Origin of the sequence: Brevundimonas terrae, from assembly GCF_011761985.1 — a bacterium.
In the GTDB taxonomy this organism is placed as follows: domain Bacteria; phylum Pseudomonadota; class Alphaproteobacteria; order Caulobacterales; family Caulobacteraceae; genus Brevundimonas; species Brevundimonas terrae.
In genome coordinates, this window is the sequence record NZ_JAASQT010000001.1 from 642,668 (window position 1) to 667,647 (window position 24,980).

The following is a 24,980-nucleotide window of genomic DNA, read 5'->3' on the forward strand; positions in this document are numbered from 1 at the left end:
CCCATATGAAAAAACCCGTCTCCGACATTTTGCGAAATGCCGAAGCCAATCTTCGCACCGGTCAGGAAATGGCCGAGGCGAGCGCCTTCGTCGTTCAAAAACGTCTGGAGAAACTGGCCGGAGCCGCCGTCGACCCCATAAGGGCCGACCATGCGGAGCTCGGCCTGATGGGTTCGGAAAAGGTCGAGGCTTTCACAGCCTCGGCCGGTGCCGCCAGTCACGCCGCGTTTGAAATGGGCGAGACCTGCACCGACATTGCCCGCCGCAACAGCGACCAGCTCCAGTCCAATCTGGATGCCCTGTCGCGTGAAACCAACGAGGCCAAGCGGCTGGCCCTGCAAACCGAACAGGTCGCCCAGTTCTGGGGTCAGGCCATGGTGGACGGTATGGCTCTGTGGTCGCAGGGACTGTCGGCACAGGCCAAGATCATGGCCCCGCTACATGCGCGCGTAACCGAAAACGCCAAGCGCCTGAAAGACTAGTCTAGGAGATCGTGGGTCAGGCGGTGCGAACGATCCCGTTCACCACCTGAACCGGCCACGGCGTCAGCTTGCCACCCGCACACGGACCACCGACACAGGCCCCCGTCAGCGGCTCGAATACCGCCCCGTGCCAGCCACACAGGATGACCGAGCCGTCATTGGACAGATAGCGGTCCAGCTCCATGGCAATCGGAAAACCGGCATGGGGACAGCGGTCCACCCATCCGGCAATCTCGCCATCCTTTTTCACCACAAAGCCGTGAAAAAACGCCTCGCCGATCTGCAGCACAAACCCGCGCGATGACGGATCGGCCAGATCGTCGAACGCACACAGCGCGACATTGGCGGGTGTTTTCCAGACGCGCTTGCGCTCTTCGGCGACGGACGCAGTTTCGGCCTCGCTCATTCGCGTTCCGGCTTGAGCGGGCGCGTCAGCAGGTTTTCAATCGCCGCATCCACCGTGGTTTCGCCCGCCAGAACAGCAGCCACTGCCTCGATGATCGGGGTTTCGACACCCAGTTTCCTAGACAGTTCGCGTACAGCCGGCGCGCTTTCATAGCCTTCGGCCACCGAACGCTTGCCTGCCAGAGCCTGTTCGACAGTCTGGCCCTGACCCAGTGCCAGGCCGAGGCTCATATTGCGCGATTGCGGGCTGGAGCACGTCAGCACCAGATCGCCCAGACCACACAGGCCCGTCACCGTCGCCGGATTACCACCCAGTGCCTCGGTGACGCGCACGATCTCGGCAAAGCCGCGCGTGATGACAGCGGCATGGGCGCTACGGCCCATTTCGCGGCCTTCAACAATGCCACAGGCGATGGCCAGCACGTTTTTCAGCGCGCCACCGGTCTCGGCCCCGATAATGTCGTCGGCATAATAGGGACGGAACACCGGACCGGACAAAGCGCCCGCCAGTTTCTCGGCCATGTCCAGATCGGCACAGGCCAGCGTCACAGCGCTGGGTAGACCACGGGCCACCTCGGCGGCAAAGCTGGGGCCCGACAGGACCGCCGTCACCGCATGCGGAATGGTTTCGGCCAGCACATCGGTCATCAGCTTCAGCGAGCCGCGCTCGATGCCCTTGGAGCACAGCACAATCGGCAGACCCGCACGGGCATAGGGCGCAAACGCCGCCAGTGTCGCACGCATATGCTGGGCGGGCGGCACGGCCAGAATCAGATCGCAACCGGCCAGATCGGCCAGATCGGACGTCACCGCGATCGAAGCATCCAGTTCGACCCCCGGCAGGAAGGCCTCGTTGATCCGCGTATTGCGGATACTGTCGGCCACCTCGGCCTCTCGCGCCTGAAGCGTGACCTGAAGGCCCGCTGCTGCTGCGCTCTGGGCCAGTGCAGTTCCCCATGCACCGGCACCGATAACACCTGCCGTTTTGAAATTCATAGTCACTCCGCAGGCGGTGAGTTTCCCCTCGGGGCTCACGCCTTGGCGCCTTTGCGCCCTTGTTTCTTGTGCACAGGATCACCCGTCGCGCGCGCTTCGTCCAGAGGCCATCTGGGCCGTGCGACCGCATCAAGGTCCGACACCCAACCTTTTTCCAGTCTTTCGGCCCCCGCCAAGGCAATCATTGCGGCATTATCGGTGCAATAAGCCATCGGCGGCGCAAAGAAACCAAAGCCGTATTTTGTAGCGAGTTTCTGAAGCGTCGCGCGAACCGTCTTATTAGCGGCCACACCGCCCGCAACCACAAACAGGCGCTGACCACTCTTGGAGGTACCTGCTTCGGCATCATAGGCCACCAGCTCCGGATGGCTTTCCAGATAGGCCTTCATGGCCCGCTCGGTGCGCTCCATCAACTGACGCGCAATCGCCTTTTGTACGGCATCGGCCAGATCGGCGCGGTCCTGATCCGTCTCGCAGGTCTGGGCCAGACGCGAGGCCGCCGTCTTCAGACCCGAGAACGAGAAATCACAATCCTTGCGCCCCAGAAGCGCACGCGGAAGATCATAGCGCGAGCCATCACCGGACGCCGCCAGCTTCTCCAGCGCCGGACCACCCGGATAGCCCAGACCCATGGCCTTGGCGATCTTGTCGAAAGCTTCGCCCGCCGCATCGTCAATGGTGGTGCCAAGGCGGCTCATATCGCCAATGCCGCGCACTTCCAGCAACTGACAGTGACCACCGGACACCAAAAGTAATAAGAACGGATAGGCAGTCTCTGCACCCAGACGTGCCGATACGGCATGGCCTTCGAGGTGGTTGATCGCCACCAGCGGCAGGTCCCGCGCCAAGGCCACCGCCTTGCCATAGGACAGGCCCACCATCACCCCGCCCACCAGACCGGGGCCGGCGGTTGCCGCCACGCCCGACAGTTCGCTCCAGTCGAGGCCGGATTGCTCCATGGCCTGACGGGTAACCGTGTCGATCATCTCCACATGGCTGCGGGCCGCGATTTCGGGCACCACGCCGCCATAGGCCGCATGCTCGTCGATCTGGCTATAGATCACGCTGGACAGCACAGTTGCGCCATCCGGACCAAGGCGCACCACCGAGGCCGCCGTCTCGTCGCAACTGGTTTCCAGACCCAGTACGGTCAGCCCCTGACCCCCGTCATTTTGACGGTTTACAGGCGGCATATTTGCGCCTTCGGGTTCGCTGCTATAGTTCGCGGCCTTATCCATCGGGTCGAGGTAGCGATCCGGGCCCTTTTTCGCAACGGTTTGGACGTTTTATGACTCCGCTTCTTCGCATTGGTACCCGTCGTTCCAAACTGGCTCTGGCCCAGTCGGGCATGATGCAGCGTGCCATTGGCCGCGCTCTGGGTGTGCCCGAGGACGAGATTGTCCACGCCGTGCCTCTGGTCGAGATCGTCACCACCGGTGACCGGATTCAGGATCGTCGCTTGTTGGAAGTGGGCGGCAAGTCGCTGTTCACCAAGGAAATCGAAGAGGCCCTTCTGGAAGGCCGCGTCGATGTGGCCGTCCATTCCATGAAGGATGTGCCCGCCGAACAACCCGACGGTCTGGCCCTCGCCGCCATCCCCGAGCGCGAAGACCCGCGTGATGCTTTTATTTCGGAAAACTGGTCGTCACTGGCTGATCTGCCTCAGGGCGCGAAAGTCGGCACGGCCTCCCTGCGCCGTCAGGCCCAGCTCTTGTCGATCCGCCCCGACCTGCAGATCGAAATGTTGCGCGGTAATGTCGATACGCGCCTGCGTCGCTTGAAAGACGGTGACTTCGACGCCATCCTGCTGGCCTGTTCGGGCCTGAACCGTCTGGGTCTGGCCGATGTGATTACCGAGCGTCTGGACCTGACCGCCTTCCTGCCCGCACCGGGTCAGGGGGCGCTGGCCCTGCAAACCCGTGCGAGCGACACCGACAGCATCTGGGCACAGGCCCTGAACCATATTCCGACCGCCCTGTGCGTCGTCGCAGAGCGCGGTGCCATGCTGGCTCTGGAAGGCTCCTGCCGCACGCCTGTCGGTGCCTTTGCCCATATCGAAGGCGAGATCCTGCATATCGGCACCGAGCTGCTGGCACCGGACGGATCCGGTCGCTGGACCGAACACGGTACCATCAGTGCCACGGCCCCAGAGGTCGAGATCACCGCTCTGGGTCGCCAGCTCGGCGACGCGGTCAAGGCCGCAGCGGGCGACCACAAGGTCGAGCTCTGACCCCATGAGCCTGCCTCCCCGCGTCTGGATCACCCGCACTCAGCCACGGGCCGACATCACGGCCCGCCATGTGCGTGATCTGGGCTGGGAGCCGGTCGTCGCGCCCCTGCTGGAGGTGCGCGCCATTACCGGTGCCATGACCACCGCGCCATCGCCCGGTCTGGTAACCGCCGTGGCCTTGACCAGCCCCAACACGATCAAAGCCATCGGCTCTGATCTGCTGGCCTATAGGCACCTGCCTGTGTTTGCTGTCGGCGACACCACGGCCGAGGCCGCCCGCCTTGCAGGCCTGACCGATGTACGCTCGGCCAAGGGCGACATCCAAGCCCTTGCCCGTCTGATCGCCCGCGACATTCCAACCGGAACAGTCTTTGCACCCGGCGCAAAAGAGCCCGCCGGCGACCTGCCTGCCCTGTTGCCCGCCCATCGGGTGATAAGGCTGCCCGTCTATGAAACGGTCGATACCGGCATAGAGGCCCCGCAGGATATTGCCGCGATACTGATTCACTCGCCACGCGCGGCCCGCCTGCTTCGCACCCGCAATTTGGGCCAGGCAACACTGGCCGTCACCATTTCCGAAGCCGCCAGCACCCCGCTAAACGGCCATTTTAACGGCGAAATTCGCACATCCCCCACACCAGATGAAGAAGGTGTGCTGACAACCCTTGGCAATTCGCCAAGTCCCGTATAAGAAACCCGCCTCTCCGCCCGTCAGGCCCTCGCCGACACGGAACCAGAGCCGCTTTAGCTCAGCTGGTAGAGCACCGCATTCGTAATGCGGGGGTCACGTGTTCGAGTCACGTAAGCGGCACCACCCTTCCAGACAGTGTATGAACTTCGCCTAAGGCTAACGTGCCTTTGGAAAGGGTTCGTCGTGGGTGCCTAGTGGGAGGGCTTTGGTAGTTTCGAGCCGCCCTTAACAAGACAAGTTACCCCCCTTCAACTCGAGCTTTGACCGGGGGCCCGTTTTAAGTATCCAAGTTCTAGGATCTACGACTTTATGATTGACCGCCAGCGATCATAGCGCCTCTTATACGGTGGGGGTGCCATGGCTTTTCGAATAACGACAAATCGCGCCGCGATCGGGGCGTTCATCGGCGACGTTCAAAGGGCGGCAGACACCGACAAGGAAGCGCTAGGCTTCTTACCAGCGTCCGCTTATTCGGACGCGCTTCGCAAGGGCGAGATAACCCTTGTGCTGAAGGATCACGCCCAAGGACCGATTTATGCTGGCCATATATGGATCAGCGGCGTCTATCCACATGCACGCGTTGTCCAGCTCTTCGTTTTGCCTGAGTTTCGCGGCCAGAAACTTTCGACGCGCTTGCTTCGGTCTGCGATCCAAACTGCTGAAGCGGGAGGGTATCTGACCATCAAGGCCAATGTCGCAACAGACCTGTCCGCCAATCAGGTCTATGGGCATCACGGCTTCGAGGTCGCTCGAACTAGACCTGGCGGAAAGACACGGAACCGCCAAATTAACGTCCGGGTGAAAAGCTTGGCGACGCCCACACTTTTCAACTATCGACCCACATCGTCGCTTACTGTAGCAGATGTGGAAGCTGGCCCAGAGACACAGCCACTCTATCTGATAGATTTAAACGTTTTCTTTGACGCCACGCGCAAAAGAAGGACGACCGCGGCAGCTGAAAAAATTCTCTCCGCAGCTCTAAGCAGCGGGGTTCGTCTCGCGGTCACGACAGAATTTGTCAAAGAGCTGCAGCGAACCTCCATTGGCAAGAATGATCCGGTTCTCAGCTTTGCTAAACAACTCCCCGCTGTTTCAGGCCCCTCACGAAATGAGATAGAGAGCCTCGCGACCCGCCTGTCCGCGATCGTATTCCCAGAAAAGGCACGAGAAGGGAGGCTGTCAACCAATGACCTCTCGGACCTGAAACACCTCGCAGAGGCTATCTTGGTCGGAGCAGCCGGCTTCGTTACCGGCGAACATGCCATAGTGCGGGCACACTCAGCACTCCGCCAACAGCATCATCTCAGCGTCTGGTCTACAGAGGATTTCGCAACCTTTGTAACCCCCGAATTTGAGGAGCTTTCTCCCGACGGCGAGAGCGAACATGATCTATCATTCAAGGAAACTGCGCTAACTGAGGAAGCTCAGGCCTTTCTCGCTGCGCAAGGTGTGCCCGCGACGATGATCGCGGCATTCAAACGAAGAGACGCCGCTGACAAGCGGTTCCGATATGTGGCGGCTAGGGAGGCCACAGAGCTGGTCGCTTTTTCAGCATACCGGTCGGCGACCAGTCCGAATGATAAGGCGCGCCTTCTTCTCGTCGCCGATCCCCGCCATCCAACGACATCAACTGCGGCAGATTTCTTGATCGAACATGCCGTGCGCGCCTCTGTTCTTTCAAGGCCGTCACGCATCGAGCTGCCTCACGTCAGCGGTCAGTCAGCGACGCGCCGTAGTGCGGTCGTTAATGGCTTCCTGGCATCCGGCCAAGCAGAAGACAAATCTCTTAGAAAGATTTCAATCGGGACCGTGATCACGCCTTCAGGCTGGTCGAGACTACGCAGCCGAGTTGAAAGTAGTACGGGCTTAATGCTTCCAGAAACCTGTCCACCGTTCGAGAACGACGAACAGGAAATACCAATCTCCCTTGAAGGCAAGAACACCTCGGTCTCCTTGGCTGATCTTGAAACTATGATGGCACCGAGTCTCTTATTCCTGCCTGGTCGACCGGTGGCGGTCGTCCCGATACGCCGCGTATGGTCAGAAGACCTTGTCGGCGGAAGTCAGCTTGGCCTGTTGCCGAAGCCAGAGGCCGCCTTTCGATCACGCCGAGTCTATTTCGCCTCGGTCAAGAACCAACACAATCTAGTCCGGGGACGCCCCATCATCATTTACGAGTCCAGCAAAGGGGGCGGAAGCGGAGCTGCGATCGCAGTGGCCAGGGTGTCAAAGGCAGAAGTGGTACCAAAACATCTAGCACCTGAAGCCCTGCTGCGGGCCGCTGTTGTGCGTGGCGCTCAACTCGACAAGCTTGTGAAGGGTACGACCGTTTTAGCCGTATGGTTCGATAATATTATGCGTTTCGAGAATCCGGTGAGTTTCAATCGCATGGAGGCCTTCGGAATGGACGACAAGACCAAATTGGTTAAAAGCCACATGCTGGAATTCGAAACAGCGGTGCAAATTCTTGAAGCTGGACGTCCAAATGCCCGATGAAGATCCGATCATGCTCTCGGTCTCGCCCGAGTACGCGCGATCGATCTTAGCTGGCGTTAAGGGAGTAGAATTACGTCGCCGCGCTCCAAGGATAGGCCGAGGCACCAGAGCCTGGCTTTATTCTACATTGCCCGTCGGTGAAGTCGTTGCGATTTTGACGATCGATCAAGTCGTTGAGGCTCCGCTTGCAGATCTGTGGCGACGCTATGGTGCGCATACAGCAGTCACGCGTGAAGTGTTCAACGCCTATTTTTCAGGTCTTAGCCACGGCGCAGCCCTGATCATACGCGATGTTCAGGCGCTCAAGACGCCAGTCTCACTGAGCGAAATTCGTGAAGGTGGTGCATTTCAACCTCCCCAATTTTACAGACGCGTACGCGCCGGAGCCCCTGAGGCGCGGCTAGCGAGCAGGGAACTCCATCCTGTCATGCGCCTAGCTGTCAGTTAACATGGCCCTCACGTAAAGTGGCACTGCTGCATCCATGCGGCCTATGAACTTCGCCTAAGGCTAACGCGCCTTTGGCTAGGGTCTGTCGTGGGTTCCTAGTGAGCGGTCGATAGCAGCTTGAATTTCAGCTAGCGCCGCGCATGGACTTTAACCAGCGCATGATATGCGGCAGGCCGTAATAGAGGACCATCAGCAAAATAGTGATGATGAGGACATTAGCGCCGAACATCACCCAGTTCACCGAAGTGGGCAGCTGATCGAATTTGATGAAAGTTAGCCGTAAATCTTGCGGATAATGGGCCCACTGAAACCGTGACTGATCCTGCGTAATCCAGCCCAAAGGCCTGCCAAAGATCACAGAACCCGTCTCCGCCTCAGACAGAACTCGGTTTCTCTGTAGCATTGCCAGCGTCCAAGTGATGACAACTGACACAGGTAGGAACAGGATGAACATCTTCATCTTCGCGTACCCAATGGCGTAATACTAACGGCCCTCAAGACACCAATCACGCCTCCTACAACGACATCCGCAGGGGCGTTTCTAATGTCAGATAAGTCCTACCATAGAGCAGGCCTAGCGAAGTAGGATTTCGTATTGATCCCGAAGCAAGCCGCGCGTGGATAATCGACGATCCTTAAACCTAGTCGGTCGCTTCCCCATCAGGAGTTATGAGGGCAACGGGTGTAGTTCCCAGAGCCTGTGCCAGTTCATAAAGGCTCAAGACAGTCAGATTGCGCTGTCCCGTTTCGACTTGGCTGATGTAGCGCTGATCAAAGTCACACAGTGCTGACAGTTCTTCTTGGGTCAGGCCCTTAGCCACCCTGAAGCGTCGTACGTTCCGACCGATCACCACCCTGATATCCATGCCCTATGCGTTGACAGCAGAGCGTGGCCGAGTTTATTCCATAAAATGAATATCGGTCTGTGTTGCCTTACGCTGCATTCAGAGCGGGAGCAGCCCTGACCGATCTGGAGGGGCAATGAAATCTATAAAATTAAGACTGCTGGAAACGGCACAATTCGCATTGGAACACCCATGCTGACCGCTGCTGCTCGCCGTAAGAGCGCACCAATCAAGATCACAGCCTGAGTAAAGCCGAGCGCAAAACTCGGTATCTTATATGATGTGCAAATCCTGGCGCATCTCACTCAATATCAATGAGAAAACACCAGATGAATACGAACACCAAACGCATGGTGCTTGCCGCCATTGCAGCCTTCTACGTCGTGGCCGGCGGTCTGTGGAGCACCCACTACTTCCCACTGCAAAACTTCAAGGCACAGGTCGAACGCCAAGAAAAGCTCGTCGATAAGATGGGCTTCTCAGCCGCCTACGATTCCAAGGAGTATAAGGAATACGACGCCCGCCAAATGCATTACGCCATGACCTCGCCAAGCCTTGATGTAACGCTAGGTAAGATGGCCTTCTACCAGATGCTGCTGCTCTGGGGCACGATCGCTCTAGCAGTCGGTGGCGGCGTCCTGTTCCTGACCCGTGGCCGTAAGGCAGGTGCCCAATGAGAGCCCTTGTCTCTGCCGCTCTCGTCGCTGGTGTCTTGGCGCTTAGCGGGTGTGCCTCTGCTCCAGCCCGTACACCCGGCAACTATGTCAGCCAAAGCGAGCCGGTGTTCCTGATCACCGAAGCTCAAGCCGATCAGATCCTAGTGGACGCCATGAACATCGAGTTCGGTACGGCCCCAATTGTGCGCATTGAGGCCCCTACCAAGGGCTATCAGGCCACCATCAAGTTCCTGTTTGATAGCCATCAGATTGTTGCCACCATGGTTCCTTCAAGGGGCCGTGCTGCGGATGGGTCTGCGCAAGCGGGCTACTACTTCAACGTCAGCCACAGCGGGACCATGCCTCCATCGCGGATGTCTCGATCTAAGCGCATGAGAGAACGCCTGTCTCAGGCCGCTGGCGCTCTGTCACCCAGTGTTCCGGCGGCACGATAAACCACCATCAGAACCGTCGTGAGGGTCACCTCCCCTCTTTACCCCTTAGGGCCGGCCTACGCGTGCCCCTTCGACGGCTTTGACGCCGTTCACTATACCAACCCAACCGACCCCAGTGGCTTTCAGCTGCGGGGGGTTCTATGCCCGTAAAGGAACTCCATATCATGATCACCCATTCCGACAGTTTCAAGGTGTCAGCCCTTCTTGAAGACTACGGCCCTAGGCTCAAGACTCATAACTAGAAGAGCTATCGCACCGGTGTAGTCGCTGACCTGGCCAGCCGTCGCAAACAGGCTGATAGGGCGTCCATTCTCATCTGTAGTGGCATGAAGTTTGGTGTTCACCCCGCCTTTCGGGCGTCCGATCAGTCGCCCGGGGCCACTTTTTTACCCCAGACTCGAAACCGTGCGGTGGGCCTTCAGATAGGTCGCGTCGATCATGAAGGTGCGGGGTTCGGTCTGCCCGCCAGACGGAACCTCCATCATCTGAACGAATACCTTGCTTCGCTCCACCGCTTCCAACGATTGTAGAAGGTCTTATGTGACCCGTAGGCCGTCGGCTCATCTCGCCAACACAGGCCATTGCGATTGACGAAGATGATCCTGCTCAACACAGCGATCATCTACGCGGGGCTTGCCGTGGCTCTTAGGAAAATAGGACTCCAGCCGAGCCACCTGCCCGTCTGTCAACCAAGACAGGTTACTCATAATCCAGACACTTCTCAGGAGCCTGAATCAGATCGAATGCACCAAATCAATGGAGCCTGAGCCTAGGTACCCTACACAACCACTACAGAAAACACTCGCGCGCAAAGCGTGATGGCGATAAAATAAATTCACCAAGTGCCGCCATACATATAGATATAAATTATGTACCGGTCATATAAAATCTCTGCAAATGCAAAGGTTGTACTGGAGACGATCTATGTTTTATCTTTACCGTTCCTTGGGTGCTCTAAGCTGCGACCTACACCCCAATCCCCACCCTATAGCGCTATGAAAAATGAAAATTTTATTCTTTCTTGAGCCCTCTATCGAGCTGAACGATCCCCTTTTTAGATACGCCACGCTTAGAAATTCTATAAAACTTCAATCCCAGGCACTTTCTCAACAAGGGCACGACGTTCGTGTACTAGCCGCCGAGCACTTGCTGGCGCGCGCAGTTAAAGACGGGCACCATATTCCAGGTGCCACCCCTATCTCTTCACATTCTTACACAGCCGCATGCATCGGCGCGGGTGCCTCGTCAGCAGATCGGCTGAACGATCCTCACCAGCCAGAATTATCCAAGATCATCTTGGCATCCCTGCCCGAGGGTTATGAGCCTGATCACATCATAATTTGGGAGTCGCCAGCCGAGTATCTGAAAAATACGTTCCCAAACTCTGTGGTGATGTACCAGATGCCAGGTATATTCAGCCGCCCTCCTTTTGCTGATAGCGTCACGTATAGCCCCAATCTTCTTAAGCCAATCACATGGTCTCAGAATGATGAGGCGTCAGGTGTGGTGGGGCGTATCCGTGACCGTGCCGGAGAGTTTTATGCCCGCCACAATCCGCTCATGAAAGAAATCTCAGAGATAGGAACATCTTTTGAACGTACCATTCTGGTACCGTTGCAAATTGATGGATATTTCATGGTCGACATGCTGGAGAATAATTTCCCCAGCCAATTCGACTTTCTTGTATATGTACTAGAAAAAACTCCTTCGAACATTGCGGTAATAGCAACGCAATACAAAGGACGAAACGGACTTGGAAAAGTATTAAGCAACGATCAGATCGTATACTTAAGTAATATTTATTCAAATTTTATTTACTTAAAAAGTTCTGAAAGCATACCATATTGCAGCCAATACATTGCACCTTATGTCGATGGCGTCATCGGGCTGTCGTCATCAATCATCGCTCAGTTTGCACTTTGGAAGAAACCTGCACTTGTTTTTGGCGAGTCTCATGTATCCGAATTTGCAACAACTTTCGAATACAGCGCTTTCATTGATCAGATAAAAATACGAAATACGATTGATAGAGATACGAAACTAGAGTCCTACCTTTCACTAAGCCAAGTCCTTATGAAGGACATACTAGAAGACGCATCGTCAGCACTAGGAATAGGAAGAGAAAGAAAAATAAACTTAGAAAATATGCTAAATGAGATGGACTTCGAGAGCGCCATTTCATCCCAGCCAAATCCTGTTCGAGAATGCTATAGCGATATAATATCTCTAGAATCTAAAGGATGCAGTGTCGTCTCTTTCGATATCTTTGACACGTTACTGGTGCGTACCTACGCACATCCCACTGACGTGTTTAAAGTGGTGGGCGCACGATTTGCAGATCAGTTGGGCATCACTGCAAGCCTATTTTCTACATATCGCCAGAATGCAGAACGCAAAGCTTTCCAAAAGGCCATTGCAGCGAGCAGGGGGGAAATCACCCTACAACAAATCTATGTCGAGTTAGCGGACACACTTGGTGTGGATATGACCGAAATCGACAAGATCGCACAGTATGAAGCATACGTTGAGCAGGAATGCTTGATGAGGCGTGAAGGGGTATGTTCCGCATTCGACCGCCTGAAAGCACAAGGAAAGCAAATCATCCTTGTTTCGGACATGTACCTTCCGTCAGAGGTACTGCGGGCTGCGCTCGAAAAGAACAAAATTACCGGCTACAAAAAATTGTATCTCTCTTGTGAGGTTGGGCTCAAGAAACATAGCGGCAAGCTTTTCGATCACGTTTTAGAAGAGCTTCAGGTTGCTCCCCAGCAAGTTCTCCACATAGGAGACAACGATCATGGCGATATCAAGATGGCCAAGGAGCGAGGTATCAATACCGTCCACGTGCCGCGGCCATGGCAGATATTTGAGAATTCTTCACTTTACAAGGATATTTGGAGTGCGACAACTGAGAGGCATGAGCCTGACCTAAAGCGGGTTCTGGCAGTGATAGCGAATGACGAGTTTTCCGAGTCTCAAAGCTCTAATTCTTGGTTTAATGGTGATGCGAAGAAGCTCGGATATTTCGGATTAGGACCACTTTTATTTGATTACACAAACTGGCTAATCCGGACTTCGATGAATAATGGCGTCAAAAAGCTATTCTTCCTCGCCCGAGATGGTAAAATTATGAAAGAGGCGTATGATTTTCTTGCCTCATCAATACCAGATGCCCCAAAATCTGAATATTTGTTATGTTCGAGACGAGCGGTTAACGTCGCTAATCTTGTAGACAGAAAAGCCGTCGAGCGTCTGCTTGAGATCGAATATACGACCGGCACTTTAGCTGCCTATATCGAAGGTCGTTTTGGTATCGTACCACACAAAATTCCTAAAAACTTGCTAGTTGAGAATGGTTTTGAGCTCAACACAAGCGTAGGCAGCTCTACAAAAATTGATATCAAACCGTTTGTACGCGCATTAACGCCACTAATTTTACAAAACGCTGCCGAAGAACGAGAGCTTTATCTTAAGTACCTAGAGGAGATTGGATTTTCAGGTTCAAACATAGCAGTGGTCGACATTGGCTATGCCGGAACCATGCAAGAGTCATTAGCAGCACTTGCAGGCCTCAATCATCTTTCTGGTTATTACGTCGTAACATTCAGACCTGCCTTAGAACGTATGCGTCGCGCGCGACTGTCGTTCCACGGATATCTGGGTAATTTTATCGATCGGCACGATACAACCCAACTGTGGGCGCGCCATGTGCCCCTCTATGAAACGATGTTCTCTGCTGAGGAGACTTCATTTATGAAGTTCATGGATATAAATGGTGCGCGAATACCCATCTATATGGATGCAGGCGGGGATGAATCTCTACGTATGGCCGTTGTAAAAAACATTCGCCACGGCTCGCTAAGATTCATTCGAAGCATGCGCGCTGCATTCGGCACCTCTGCCCACGAAGTAGACATTGGTCATGAAAAATCCTTAAAAACTCTAGCAACCTTCTTTGCAAGGCCATCGATAACAGACGCGCGTATACTTCAAGGCGTTGCGTTTGAAGATGCCTATGGAGGTGGACGAGGGACCATTCTACTCGCCAACAAGCGCATGGTTGGTGAGGTCTGGAAGGCCGGGCGTGAAGTTCTTGATGCTGATGCAGAAAGAGCTGAAGCCAATAATTCGCACTCGAATGGTGTTGTCACTGGTGGCACAATGTTCAACGCGAATGCTCTTCACACGGGTATCGGTATCCGTGAGAGATCTTCATATATGGTACCAGAAGGCAGTTCAGATGGAATGTTGTGCTACGGGCCCTATCGAAAATTTGCCAAAGGTAAGTGGATAGGAATCTTCGTATTTCATGCAGATGCTCAGCGTTTGTGTTCCATGTATATGGAAGTCGTTGTGGGCCAGTCTCGCATCCTTACAAGACAATCACTAGCTGCTAAGTTGATACACGGTACACAGTCATTGTATATTGATTTTGAAGTACCAGATACTGAAGAGACACTCGAATTTCGCGTGCGAATTAAAAATGCAAATTCCGTTTCAGGTCTTAAATTACTGTCAGTGAGCGCCTTCCCTTCACCCGACAAAATCGCGACTACAAAAAAATTAAGGAATAAAATTTTTAGAGCTTTCAAGAAATAAAGCAGCCGGAGTGGCGGGCCCATCTTTAGGGCCCGCCACTTATTTAAATGATACCAATATTAGTTGATTTTATATTTTCTTGTTCCCATTCAATTGTACCGTTAGGAACAATTCTATACTCCTCTGCGGAAATGTATTTCCCGCGAACTTCTTTAAACTTAGTTGACGGTGGAATTTGATAGCATTCGCTCCATCCAATGCTATCAATCAAAGCACTTCCCTTATGTGCGGCCTTAAATGGAAAGTATTTGCTTAGCATTTCAATATCACCAACAATTCCAGTAGCTACAGTAAAATCCTTAGACTTTATTGGTCGCTTTGGAACTAAGATCGATTTCTCAAACTTACCATTACACAACCGGGCTTCAGAACAGTCGTACCCAGATACAACAACTGAATAAACAAGAGTGGCTAAAGACCAGGTTGATATGTGACCTGAAAGAAGTTTGTTTAAATGAGGTCTTGGAACTATAATGCAAACATACCCATCATCCTCACAAATATCGAACAATTTTTCAATAAAATCACCCTGATTTCTAATGTGCTCTATAACATTTGAACAGTATACATATTGAAATTTTTTCTCAAAATTTATATGCATAAAATCTCCAGGATAATTTTGCCCTATAAGTGTATTATTGAAATCATTTGTGTATACTTCATCAAAGAATAATTCAAAAAAAGCTTTATGCTGATTGCCCCCAGATCCAACATCAATTATTGATCTGTGGTCATTACCATCAGATACGATCCTTAGAGCTGCTTCTAATCCGTTACGTAATTCTATATTATATTTCATCTTTGATTCTTATTCTCTCTTCTTGAGATACAAAAAGCCATCGTTATTTAATTGCGCTTGGCCCAATACGGACACTTCAACTGGCACCACATAAATGCGCAACCCGTACATACCTGTGTTATTTTACAGGACGCTGGCTAAAATGAAACTGCTTAGGCTCAAGACTCATAACCAGAAGAGCACAGTAACGGCGAGAGCTATGACGGAAAGGAAGACGTTCGGGCATCGATCGTAGCGCGTAGCAACACGTCGACAGTCTTGCAGACGACCAAACATAATCTCGATGCGGTTGCGTCGTTTGTATCGAAGTTTGTCATACTAGATGATCTCGGTGCGGGCTTTACGTCTGGGGATGCAAGGCGTCCCTGAACCATTCCGCGTCATAGCCCCTATCGCCCAGCAGCCACTGAACTCGGGGTAGACTATCCAGAAGAGCTATCGCACCGGTGTGGTCGCTGACCTGGCCAGCCGTCGCAAACAGGCTGATAGGGCGTCCATTCTCATCTGTAGTGGCATGAAGTTTGGTGTTCACCCCGCCTTTCGGGCGTCCGATCAGTCGCCCGAGGCCACTTTTTTACCCCAGACTCGAAACCGTGCGGTGGGCCTTCAGATAGGTCGCGTCGATCATGAAGGTGCCGGGTTCGGTCTGCTCGCCAGACGGAACCTCCATCATCTGAACGAATACCTTGCTTCGCTCCACCGCTTCCAACGATTGTAGAAGGTCTTATGTGACCCGTAGGCCGTCGGCTCATCTCGCCAACACAGGCCATTGCGATTGACGAAGATGATCCTGCTCAACACAGCGATCATCTACGCGGGGCTTGCCGTGGCTCTTAGGAAAATAGGACTCCAGCCGAGCCATCTGCCCGTCTGTCAACCAAGACAGGTTACTCATAATCCAGACACTTCTCAGGAGCCTGAATCAGATCGAATGCACCAAATCAATGGAGCCTGAGCCTAGGTACAACTTCAGGACTCAAAACTCATGACCAGAAACGGCAGCGCAAATATAATCGCTAAACGCATCGCTGTGATGAGCGGACTGATGGTGCCACCCTCCCCCTGTGTCAGCTTACAAGGTCTTGGGCAGGTCATTTTGCGCTGTCAGGTGTCGCGGTCGAATAGGCTGGTCAGGTCCAGTCGGCGCGATAGCAGGCTTTCGAGCGTATAGCCGTCTAGGACTGCGATGAAGGCTGCAAGTGCTTTGTTCAAGGCACCGGTAAGACCGCATGCCGGGGCGATGATACAGCTTGCACAGTCCACCAGATCGAAGCCTTCCTCGGTATGGCGGATGACGGCACCGACATTGATGTCGGACGGTACCTTGGCCAAACGCACACCGCCGAAACGGCCACGCACGCTTTCGACATAGCCTGCGCCGACGAGGTCGCTGACCACTTTCATCAGATGATTTTGTGAAATATCATAGGCTTGAGCGATTTCTGCGATTGAGCAGAGCCGGTCCTGACGCGCACCCAGATAGAGCAAAACGCGCATTGCATAATCAGTGTAGCGCGTAAGGCGCATTTCGCACTCCAGCCGAATTTAGAAACCGTCTCATATATATATTTTATTTGCATGTTTTAGGTTGGTGTTATAGATGCATTTCTAGTGCATCAATGGAGCGCAAGCCTATGAATGGCCCGTCGCACAGTCACCGCGAACCCCAAACGCCACCGGAGCAAGCGCCGGTGGCGGTGGCGCTGCCCCAGCCCTATCGCTCAACGCCTGTATTTGATGAAATCAGCCTGCCAGCTGCGCTGCGGAGCGCTCACAGCCTGAAAGCTGGAACATGGGGCCGGATTTGCGTCATCGAAGGGCAGTTGAAGCTGACCTATTGCGACACGCATGAGCAGGTCCTTTTGTCACCCGAGGTTTCAGGTCTGATCCAGCCACAACAGCTTCATTTTGTTGAGCCTCTGGGGCCCATCAAGATGCGGATCGACTTCTTCGACACCCAGCCTGACGGCTGAGGCCGCCCCCTTCCCGACCTATTATTTTTATCATCCAAGGAGACCTCTGATGGCCCAAGCCCTCAGTGAGCGTACCATTGCGCTCGTCAAAGCCACCGTACCTGCGCTGGAAGCCCACGGCATGGATATCGTGCGCGAGATGTATTCGCGCATGTTCCAGAATCCGGAAATCCGCGACCTGTTCAACCAGTCGCACCACGGCGACGCAGGGTCCCAGCCGCGCGCGCTCACCGGCGCCATTCTGGCCTATGCCAATAATATCGAGAACCTCGGTGCCCTGGCCGCGTCTGTCGAACGCATCGCCCAGAAGCATGTTGGCCTGCAAATCCTGCCCGAGCATTACCCGCATGTCGGCAATGCCCTGCTGGGGGCCATCGCCCATGTTCTGGGTGATGCCGCGACCGAGGAAATCCTGAATGCCTGGGGGGAGGCCTACTGGTTCCTAGCCAACATTCTGATCACCCGTGAAGCGACCATCTATAACGACCTTGCCTCGGCCAAGGGCGGGTGGAATGGCTGGCGGGCCTTTGAAGTGGTTGAGGTGCGCCCCGAGAGTTCGGTCATCACCTCCTATGTTCTCAAGCCCAAGGATGGTGGTCCGGTACTGCGCCATCGCCCCGGCCAGTATCTGACCTTCTGGTTCGACATTCCGGGGCACGCACCGGTCAAGCGCAACTATTCGATATCGTGCGCGCCGAACGACGAGACCTACCGGATTTCTGTGAAGCGCGAAGAGCAAGGTCTGGCTTCCGGCTGGCTGCACGACAATGCCCGCATCGGTACCATCCTGAAGGTGGGCGCTCCGGCGGGTGACTTCTTCCTGAGCGAAACACCGCAACGTCCTGTTGTTCTGCTGTCTGGCGGTGTGGGCCTGACCCCGATGGTGTCCATGCTCGAAACCATTGTCGCCACGCATCCGCAGGCAGAGGTGCATTACGTCCACGGTGCACGCGATGCAGACTCGCACGCCATGGGCGCGCATATCCGCAATCTGGTTGCCGCACACACCAAGGCCCGCAGCACTGTCTTTTATGAAGTGTCAGACAATGATGCCGAAAATCCGGGCTGTGACCAGCTCGGCATGATTTCGGGTCAGTGGCTGTCGAACCAGACCCCCGTCGCAGAAGCGGACTACTATCTGTGTGGCCCCCGCCCCTTCCTGCGCGCTCTGGTCTCCGACCTGAAGTCCGCCGGCGTATCCTCGGATCGTATCCACTACGAGTTCTTCGGTCCGGCCGACGAAGCTCTGGCAGCATAATCCGTCAAAGCACCGCCCGCCGGAAGCTCTGGGGCTTCCGGCGGGTTCGTGTGTTCAACTGGTGAAGAACTGCTGCGTGCCGTGGGCCTCGATGGCCGTGGCGAGGCGGTTGAGGGCGTGGATATAGGCAGCGGTGCGCAAGGTGACGTCCTTGTCTCTGGCAATGTTCCACACCACGTCGCCTTCACGCTCGATGATGGTTTTCAGGCGGGTGTGAACCTCGTCCAGCGTCCAGTAATAGCCTTGGCGGTTCTGGACCCATTCGAAATAGGACACCGTCACGCCACCGGCATTGGCCAGAATATCGGGCAGGACAATCACGCCCTTTTTCGCCAGAATTTCATCGGCGGCCGGTGTGATCGGCCCATTGGCCAGCTCCAGAACCACCCTGGCCTTGACCGTATTGGCATTGCCCTCGTGGATCATGTCTTCCATGGCCGACGGGACGAGGACATCGGTTTCCAGACCGATCAGTTCGTCTGCCGAAATGGCCTTGCCGCCATGTTCGGCATCCAGCACTGAACGGCCCTGATTTTTGGCGGCCAGCAGAGCATCCAGATCCAGTCCGCCCGACGCATAAACCGCACCGCGCGAGTCCGACACACCGATAATCTTGGCCCCGATGCTGCGGAACAGTCGCGCCGCATGCTGGCCCGCATTGCCAAAGCCCTGAACGACAACGCGCAGGCCTTCGGTCGGCAGGCCCAGACGTTCGGTCAGATGGCCGACCAGATAAAAACCGCCACGCGCCGTCGCATCGTCGCGCCCCAGAGAACCGCCCAGCGCAATCGGCTTGCCCGTGATAACGCCCGGATGCGGCTCGCCACGGATGGTCGAATACTCGTCCGACATCCAGCCCATAATCATGGCATTGGTATAGACATCAGGGGCCGGAATATCGCGATCGGGACCGATGATGCTGGCAAAGGCCTGCACATAGGCGCGCGACAGCCGTTCCAGTTCGGCCTTGGACAGGCTCTTGGGATCAACCCGCACCGCCCCCTTGCCACCGCCATAGGGCAGATTGGTCACCGCGCATTTGACCGTCATCCAGAAGGCCAGCGTCTCGACCTCCTCGGCAGTCGACTCGGGATGGAAACGGATACCGCCCTTGGTCGGACCGCGCGTATCGTCATAGCGACAGCGCCAGGCGAGGAAGGATTTGCGCGATCCGTCATCCATGCGGATCAACAGTCGAACCTTCATGGTTTCACGCGGGTATTTCAGCTTCTCCAACACATCGCTGTCGATCTGAACATGACGCGCTGCGTCATCGAGGCGGGTCAGGGCCGCTTGCAAGATATCCGGGTTAGACATTTTTATTCCAACTATCGAGGCAACCGACCTCACTAAACGCACAAAATCGGTCTGGTATCGGGGAAGTGCGCATTCTGCTGTCACAATCCTGCCATGTTCGCAAGTGCGAAGGCCGCATTTAAAAGCAGATGTTATCGCCTGCCCCGACGCCTCTCGCCGGCTCTTGCATTGGTAACAGCTGTGATTACCTATCGAGCAAGTTAAGGAGTTTCCCCATGACCAAGAGCGTCGTTCGCAGCAAACCCCTTGCCTCTCCGTGGCAAGGGCTGGATCCGTTCCTGTTTGCCGTTCACCACATTGACCACTACCCCGCCGGTGACGGTCGTCTGGGCATCAGGCCCGAGGACCGTGCCAAGGCCGGTCAAGGCTGGCAGATGTATCATGGCCAGCATGTACCGGGCTTTCCGGCCCACCCGCACCGTGGCTTTGAAACCGTGTCCATCGTCCTGAAGGGCTATGTCGACCATGCCGACAGTCTGGGCGGGGCCGCCCGCTATGGGCAGGGCGACGTCCAGTGGCTGACCACCGGCGGCGGTGTCGAGCACGGCGAGATGTTCCCGCTGGTCAATACCGATGGTCCCAACACCATGGAGATGTTCCAGATCTGGCTGAACCTGCCGCCGGAAGGCAAGTCGGCCAAGCCGGACTTCAGCATGTTCTGGGCCGAGGACATTCCCGTCATTGAAAAGGACGGGGCCAAGGTGACGGTTATTGCCGGTGCATTCGGCGATGTGAAACCTCTGGCACCGCCCTCGGCCTCGTGGGCCGCCAATGCGGATAATGAACTGGCCATCTGGTTGGTGGATATCGACAAGGGCGGCACGGTTACCCTGCCGGTCGCCTCCGACCAGTCACTGCGTCGCGGCTATATCTTTAAAGGTGTCGCCACTTTCGATGGCGATGTGCAACCGGCCAGCCATCTGGTTGATCTGGATGCCACCCGCTCCAGTGTCATCACTAATGACGGTGAGGAGAAGGTTCGCATTCTGATCCTGCAATCGCGTCCTATCGAGGCGCCGGTTGTCATGCGCGGGCCATTTGTTCTGAACACCAACGAACAGATGATCGAGACGGTTGTGCGTTACCAGTCCGAAGGCTTCGGTCGCTGGCCATGGCCGACACAGGCGCACACCCATGGCGATGAGGGCCGATTCATCCGCTATCCCGATGGCCGTCGCGAGGCGCCCCCGACGAAAATCTAGGGCTGGAACGAGAATAGCTAAAGGGTCACGGGTCGGTGATGGCTTGCACATATAAGCATATCTTTATATGTCTAGGCGCATCTTAATTCTCAGGAGCCGATCCGTGGCCCGTACTGCCTTCCAGTTCACGTCCGAAAGCGTTTCCGAAGGTCACCCCGACAAGGTGGCAGACCAGATTTCGGACGCTATCGTCGACCTGTTCCTGTCCAAGGACCCAGAGGCCCGTGTGGCCTGTGAAACCCTGACCACCACACAACTGGTGGTTCTGGCCGGTGAAATTCGCGGCAAGGGCATCTGGGAAAACAACGGCTGGGTCGGCAATATCGAGCAGGAAATCGAGGACACGGTCCGCCGCGTCGTCAAGGAAATCGGCTACGAGCAGGATGGCTTCCACTGGAAGGAATTCACCTTCCAGAACAATCTGCACGGCCAGTCAGCTGACATCGCCGTGGGCGTCGATTCCACCGACGACAAGGATGAGGGCGCAGGCGATCAGGGCATCATGTTCGGCTATGCCTCGAACGAGACGCCGGAACTGATGCCGGCCACCCTCGCCTACAGCCACAACATCCTGAAAAAACTTGCGGAAATCCGTCACGCGGGCGGTTCCATCCTTGAACCAGATGCCAAGGCGCAGGTCACCCTGCACTATGAAAACGCCAAGCCGGTACGCGCGACCTCGATCGTCGTCTCGACCCAGCACGCCAAGGGCAAAAAAGACGAAGTGGCCGCCATTGTGCGCCCCGTCGTCGAAAGCGTTCTGCCTGCCGGTTTCATCACCGACGAAACCGTCTGGCACATCAACCCGACCGGCATTTTCGAAATCGGCGGTCCTGACGGCGATACCGGCCTGACCGGCCGCAAGATCATCGTCGACACCTATGGTGGCGCAGCCCCGCACGGCGGCGGTGCCTTCTCGGGCAAGGACCCGACCAAGGTTGACCGCTCGGCCGCCTATGCCACCCGCTATCTGGCCAAGAACGTGGTCGCCGCCGGTCTGGCCGACCGCTGCACCATCCAGCTGTCCTATGCCATCGGTGTGGCCAAGCCGCAGTCGATCCACGTCGACCTGCACGGCACCGGCAAGATCGATCCGGCCATTCTTGAAAAGGAATTGCTGAACCTGATCGGCGGCGCGACCCCGCGCTCGATCCGCCAGCATCTGGGCCTGAACAAGCCCATCTATGAGCGTACCGCCAAATACGGCCACTTCGGTCGCGAAGCCGAAGCCGATGGCGGTTTCTCGTGGGAGAAAACCGATCTGGTCGACAAACTGAAAGCGCTGGTCGCCTAAAGTCGGATTTATCCGGAAAACATAAGGGATGCGGGGGTTTATGCCCCTGCATCCCTTTTTTTATACGCCCTGCGCCAACATAGACTTGCATCAGGGGGCGCGAGGTCCTTTAAGCGCGACAAACCTGCCCGTAGGGGCTTTCCAGTTTTCAAGGATTTGCCGACGATGAGCCTCCCTGCTCCGAAAAAAGTCGTCCTCGCCTATTCGGGCGGTCTGGACACCTCGATCATCCTGAAATGGCTCGAAACCGAATATGGTGCCGAAGTCATCACCTTCACCGCTGACCTTGGTCAGGGCGAAGAGCTGGCTCCGGCCAAGGAAAAAGCGCTGAAGCTCGGCATCAAGCCGGAAAACATCTTCATCGACGACCTGCGCGAAGAGTTCGTGCGCGACTTCATCTTCCCGATGTTCCGCGCCAATACCGTCTATGAAGGCCAGTACCTGCTCGGCACCTCGATCGCGCGTCCGCTGATCGCCAAACGCCAGATCGAAATCGCCAAGATGGTCGGTGCCGATGCTGTCTGCCACGGCGCGACCGGCAAGGGTAACGATCAGGTTCGCTTCGAACTGGGCTATTACGGTCTGTCGCCCGACATCCGCGTCATCGCCCCGTGGCGCGAGTGGGACTTCAAGTCCCGCGAAGCCCTGTTGGACTTTGCCGAAAAGCACCAGATTCCGATCGCTAAGGACAAGCGCGGCGAAAGCCCGTTCTCAGTCGATGCCAACCTTCTGCACTCCTCGTCGGAAGGCAAGGTTCTGGAAGATCCAGCTGTCGAAGCACCCGAATTCGTTCACCAGCGCACCATCGCGCCGGAAGACGCTCCTGACGTCGCGACCGTCATCACCATCTCCTATGAAAAGGGTGATCCGGTTGCCATCGACGGCGTCGCCATGTCGCCGGCTGAAATCCTGACCAAGCTGAACCAGCTGGGCCACGACAACGGCATCGGTCGTCTGGACCTCGTCGAAAACCGCTTCGTCGGCATGAAATCTCGCGGCGTTTACGAGACCCCGGGTGGCACCATCATGCTGGCCGCGCACCGTGGCATCGAGTCGATCACGCTGGACCGTGGTGCCATGCACCTGAAGGACGAGCTGATGCCGAAATATGCATCGCTGGTTTATAACGGCTTCTGGTTCTCGCCGGAGCGCGAGATGCTGCAAGCCGCCATCGACAAGTCGCAAGAGAAGGTCTCGGGCACCGTCCGCGTCAAACTCTATAAGGGCAACACGACCATCATCGGCCGCGAAAGCCCGAACAGCCTGTACGATCAAGAGCTGGTCACCTTCGAAGAAGGTGCCGTCGCTTACGATCACAAGGACGCAGAAGGCTTCATCAAGCTGAACGCCCTGCGCCTGCGCGTACTGGCCAAGCGCGACAACCGCGAGGGCTAATCGCTCTTCGCATTGTCGGACCTTTAGAGCCGGGCGATCCTCAGGATCGCCCGGCTTTTGTCATCTGTGACCCAGATAGAACCATCAGACGCCACCGCCATAGTGACCGGCGTGCCGCGTGGATGCTGGCCTGCGACATTGTCCCAGCGGGGGGTGATGATCTTGCCGCGCACGCTGGGTGTATTGGCCGGATAGCGCAGCGCCCCGCGCGGATAGATGGCGTAATAGCCGTTGGTATCGCTCAAAGGCACGCCCGCCTCGTCCACCTCGACTGCCATGATGCGTCCGCCGGTACGGCGATAGCCGTGCCACGTCATTAAAAGACGCCCGCGCCATTCGGGGAACATCGCCCCCGCATAATAGACCATGTCCAGCGGGGCTGCGTGCGGCGGCATCAGGGCCACCGGCTTGTCACGCTGGCTGCACCGGCTTTGCGCCGCGCTCCAGCCCGGCAGCGGGGTCTGCATGTCCACGCAATAGGGCCAGCCATAATGACCGCCTTGGCGCAGCACATTGACCTCTTCGAACGGGTGGGCCGGATCGTTCAGGTCCACCGAGTTTTCAGCCTGAAGGATGGTGCCGGAACTGTGCCGCACCAGAGCTATCGAGTTGCGAAGGCCCGAGGCAAAGACCGTGCTGTCCTCGGCCCATCGGCCATCGCCCAGAAAAGCATGGCGTCGCACCTGACCTGTTTCCGCTTCCTCGACACAAAGGCCTCGGGCGTCCGCCCGTCCGCGCCCCTGCCTGTCCAGACAGCGGTCGCTGGGGGCCCCGACATTGACCAGCAGATCGCCATTGGTATCGAACACAAAGCTGGATAGCGGGTGACGGTTATCGTGCAAACGATTGTCCGGCAGGTTACCGATCACGGTGCGAAGTGTGCTGGCCGGATCGGCGGCCCCAACATCCAGTGTCAGGATACGGTTCATCTCGGACACATAGATCCGCCCGTCCGGTCCGCGCTTTACGGTGTGCGGCATGGACAGGCCCGATACCAGCTTGCGCCATTGCGGGGCCTGCTGTCGGTCAAAGGACAGCCGCCACAGCGCGCCCTTGCCCGCCTCCCAGCCGCCCAGATCGCTGACCAGCCAGTCACCGCCCTCCAGCGCCAGAAGGCCACGCGGCATAGCAGGGCCATCACGACCCCCGTCCTGCCCTGCTCTGGCCTGCCAGACCAAGCCCATACAGGCACCGTCAGTCATGCCGACAGAGGTGGCCGGATAGCCGTCGCACTGGCCCTGCACCGCATAGTTGCGCGATGGGCCCGCCCCCGCCAGCACCAGAGCCGCTGCCGACAGGATGGCTCCCTTTACCAGACCGCGTTTTACCCGTCCGAACGTCTCTGGCATTCGACAAACCCCGTCAGTTTCTGGCCGAGCTTATGTCGACATACCGATTGGGACCACCCGCAATAAACGCTGTTTAAACCGGCCTGATCT

At 56.2% G+C, this 24,980-nt stretch carries 22 protein-coding genes, 1 tRNA gene and 2 pseudogenes; 14 read left to right on the top strand and 11 right to left on the bottom strand.

The window, feature by feature from the left end:
• Positions 1-5 precede the first annotated feature (5 nt).
• The gene (locus FHS64_RS03090) at positions 6-482 is read left to right on the top strand and encodes a phasin family protein (RefSeq protein WP_167175491.1); all 477 of its coding nucleotides are present in this window, start codon (positions 6-8) and stop codon (positions 480-482) included.
• Between the two features lie 16 nt (positions 483-498).
• On the opposite strand, the gene FHS64_RS03095 is transcribed toward FHS64_RS03090, so the two are convergent.
• Genes FHS64_RS03095 through tsaD form a run of 3 tightly spaced genes read right to left on the bottom strand, consistent with a single transcriptional unit; the run spans position 499 to position 3,076 of the window.
• The gene (locus FHS64_RS03095; RefSeq protein ID WP_167175494.1) at positions 499-888 is read right to left on the bottom strand and encodes a Rieske (2Fe-2S) protein; all 390 of its coding nucleotides are present in this window, start codon (positions 886-888) and stop codon (positions 499-501) included.
• Positions 885-1,883 (bottom strand): NAD(P)H-dependent glycerol-3-phosphate dehydrogenase, encoded by a 999-nt coding sequence (locus FHS64_RS03100; RefSeq protein WP_167175498.1) that lies wholly within the window; start codon positions 1,881-1,883, stop codon positions 885-887. Before FHS64_RS03100 ends, FHS64_RS03095 begins: the two co-directional genes overlap by 4 nt.
• Positions 1,884-1,918: 35 nt before the next feature.
• Complete coding sequence (gene tsaD, locus FHS64_RS03105; protein WP_243862684.1) at positions 1,919-3,076, bottom strand: tRNA (adenosine(37)-N6)-threonylcarbamoyltransferase complex transferase subunit TsaD; 1,158 nt, start codon at positions 3,074-3,076, stop codon at positions 1,919-1,921.
• Between the two features lie 95 nt (positions 3,077-3,171).
• Between tsaD and hemC the strand changes: the two genes are divergently transcribed.
• The 5 genes from hemC to FHS64_RS03130 all read left to right on the top strand — a co-directional run bounded on the left by hemC (position 3,172) and on the right by FHS64_RS03130 (position 7,748).
• Entirely contained in the window at positions 3,172-4,113 is a 942-nt protein-coding gene (gene hemC / locus FHS64_RS03110; RefSeq protein WP_167175504.1) for a hydroxymethylbilane synthase, read from the top strand.
• A 4-nt stretch (positions 4,114-4,117) separates the two neighbouring features.
• A complete protein-coding gene (locus FHS64_RS03115) occupies positions 4,118-4,804 on the top strand; it encodes a uroporphyrinogen-III synthase (protein ID WP_167175507.1) in 687 nt (228 codons plus the stop codon).
• A 47-nt stretch (positions 4,805-4,851) separates the two neighbouring features.
• A tRNA-Thr gene (locus FHS64_RS03120) sits at positions 4,852-4,927 on the top strand.
• Between the two features lie 234 nt (positions 4,928-5,161).
• Entirely contained in the window at positions 5,162-7,300 is a 2,139-nt protein-coding gene (locus FHS64_RS03125; RefSeq protein ID WP_167175510.1) for a GNAT family N-acetyltransferase, read from the top strand.
• Positions 7,290-7,748, top strand: a complete 459-nt coding sequence (locus FHS64_RS03130) for an ASCH domain-containing protein (protein WP_167175513.1) — start codon at positions 7,290-7,292, stop codon at positions 7,746-7,748. Before FHS64_RS03125 ends, FHS64_RS03130 begins: the two co-directional genes overlap by 11 nt.
• Before the next feature lie 124 nt (positions 7,749-7,872).
• Here FHS64_RS03130 and FHS64_RS03135 read toward each other — a convergent pair whose 3' ends face one another.
• Entirely contained in the window at positions 7,873-8,202 is a 330-nt protein-coding gene (locus tag FHS64_RS03135) for a hypothetical protein (RefSeq protein WP_167175516.1), read from the bottom strand.
• Between the two features lie 187 nt (positions 8,203-8,389).
• The gene (locus tag FHS64_RS03140) at positions 8,390-8,614 is read right to left on the bottom strand and encodes a helix-turn-helix domain-containing protein (RefSeq protein ID WP_167175519.1); all 225 of its coding nucleotides are present in this window, start codon (positions 8,612-8,614) and stop codon (positions 8,390-8,392) included.
• A 308-nt stretch (positions 8,615-8,922) separates the two neighbouring features.
• Here FHS64_RS03140 and FHS64_RS03145 point away from each other — a divergent pair, with 308 nt between their 5' ends.
• Positions 8,923-9,270, top strand: coding sequence for a hypothetical protein (locus tag FHS64_RS03145; protein ID WP_167175522.1), 348 nt, complete (start codon positions 8,923-8,925; stop codon positions 9,268-9,270).
• Positions 9,267-9,704 carry a hypothetical protein gene (locus FHS64_RS03150; RefSeq protein WP_167175525.1) on the top strand — a complete coding sequence of 146 codons (438 nt, stop codon included), beginning with the start codon at positions 9,267-9,269 and terminating at the stop codon, positions 9,702-9,704. The genes FHS64_RS03145 and FHS64_RS03150 overlap by 4 nt, the downstream gene beginning before the upstream one ends.
• Positions 9,705-9,943: 239 nt before the next feature.
• On the opposite strand, the pseudogene FHS64_RS03155 reads toward FHS64_RS03150, so the two are convergent.
• A pseudogene (locus FHS64_RS03155) lies at positions 9,944-10,411 on the bottom strand (IS5 family transposase); the annotation flags it as partial.
• A 295-nt stretch (positions 10,412-10,706) separates the two neighbouring features.
• On the opposite strand from FHS64_RS03155, the gene FHS64_RS03160 reads away from it, so the two are divergent.
• On the top strand, positions 10,707-14,303 hold the full coding sequence (locus FHS64_RS03160) for an HAD family hydrolase (protein ID WP_167175528.1): 3,597 nt from the start codon (positions 10,707-10,709) through the stop codon (positions 14,301-14,303).
• Positions 14,304-14,346: 43 nt separating this feature from the next.
• Here the strand turns inward: FHS64_RS03160 and FHS64_RS03165 are convergent, their stop codons facing one another.
• The 3 genes and pseudogenes from FHS64_RS03165 to FHS64_RS03175 form a co-directional block, all read right to left on the bottom strand.
• The gene (locus FHS64_RS03165) at positions 14,347-15,102 is read right to left on the bottom strand and encodes a methyltransferase domain-containing protein (protein ID WP_167175531.1); all 756 of its coding nucleotides are present in this window, start codon (positions 15,100-15,102) and stop codon (positions 14,347-14,349) included.
• 165 nt (positions 15,103-15,267) lie between these two features.
• A pseudogene (locus FHS64_RS03170) lies at positions 15,268-15,997 on the bottom strand (IS5 family transposase).
• A gap of 209 nt (positions 15,998-16,206) precedes the next feature.
• A complete protein-coding gene (locus FHS64_RS03175; protein WP_167175534.1) occupies positions 16,207-16,629 on the bottom strand; it encodes an RrF2 family transcriptional regulator in 423 nt (140 codons plus the stop codon).
• A 92-nt stretch (positions 16,630-16,721) separates the two neighbouring features.
• Between FHS64_RS03175 and FHS64_RS03180 the strand changes: the two genes are divergently transcribed.
• Positions 16,722-17,075, top strand: a complete 354-nt coding sequence (locus tag FHS64_RS03180) for a TehB family protein (RefSeq protein ID WP_243862685.1) — start codon at positions 16,722-16,724, stop codon at positions 17,073-17,075.
• Positions 17,076-17,124: 49 nt separating this feature from the next.
• A complete protein-coding gene (gene hmpA / locus FHS64_RS03185; RefSeq protein ID WP_167175536.1) occupies positions 17,125-18,333 on the top strand; it encodes an NO-inducible flavohemoprotein in 1,209 nt (402 codons plus the stop codon).
• A gap of 54 nt (positions 18,334-18,387) precedes the next feature.
• On the opposite strand, the gene FHS64_RS03190 is transcribed toward hmpA, so the two are convergent.
• Positions 18,388-19,650: a Glu/Leu/Phe/Val family dehydrogenase gene (locus FHS64_RS03190; RefSeq protein ID WP_167175539.1), complete on the bottom strand. Its 1,263-nt coding sequence runs from the start codon at positions 19,648-19,650 to the stop codon at positions 18,388-18,390.
• 215 nt (positions 19,651-19,865) lie between these two features.
• On the opposite strand from FHS64_RS03190, the gene FHS64_RS03195 reads away from it, so the two are divergent.
• From FHS64_RS03195 to FHS64_RS03205, 3 genes are all read left to right on the top strand, one after another.
• Positions 19,866-20,852: a pirin family protein gene (locus tag FHS64_RS03195; RefSeq protein ID WP_167175542.1), complete on the top strand. Its 987-nt coding sequence runs from the start codon at positions 19,866-19,868 to the stop codon at positions 20,850-20,852.
• 67 nt (positions 20,853-20,919) lie between these two features.
• Complete coding sequence (metK, locus tag FHS64_RS03200) at positions 20,920-22,146, top strand: methionine adenosyltransferase (RefSeq protein WP_167175545.1); 1,227 nt, start codon at positions 20,920-20,922, stop codon at positions 22,144-22,146.
• A gap of 165 nt (positions 22,147-22,311) precedes the next feature.
• Entirely contained in the window at positions 22,312-23,541 is a 1,230-nt protein-coding gene (locus FHS64_RS03205) for an argininosuccinate synthase (RefSeq protein ID WP_167175548.1), read from the top strand.
• A gap of 23 nt (positions 23,542-23,564) precedes the next feature.
• On the opposite strand, the gene FHS64_RS03210 is transcribed toward FHS64_RS03205, so the two are convergent.
• Complete coding sequence (locus tag FHS64_RS03210; RefSeq protein WP_167175551.1) at positions 23,565-24,890, bottom strand: PQQ-dependent sugar dehydrogenase; 1,326 nt, start codon at positions 24,888-24,890, stop codon at positions 23,565-23,567.
• Positions 24,891-24,980: the final 90 nt, after the last annotated feature.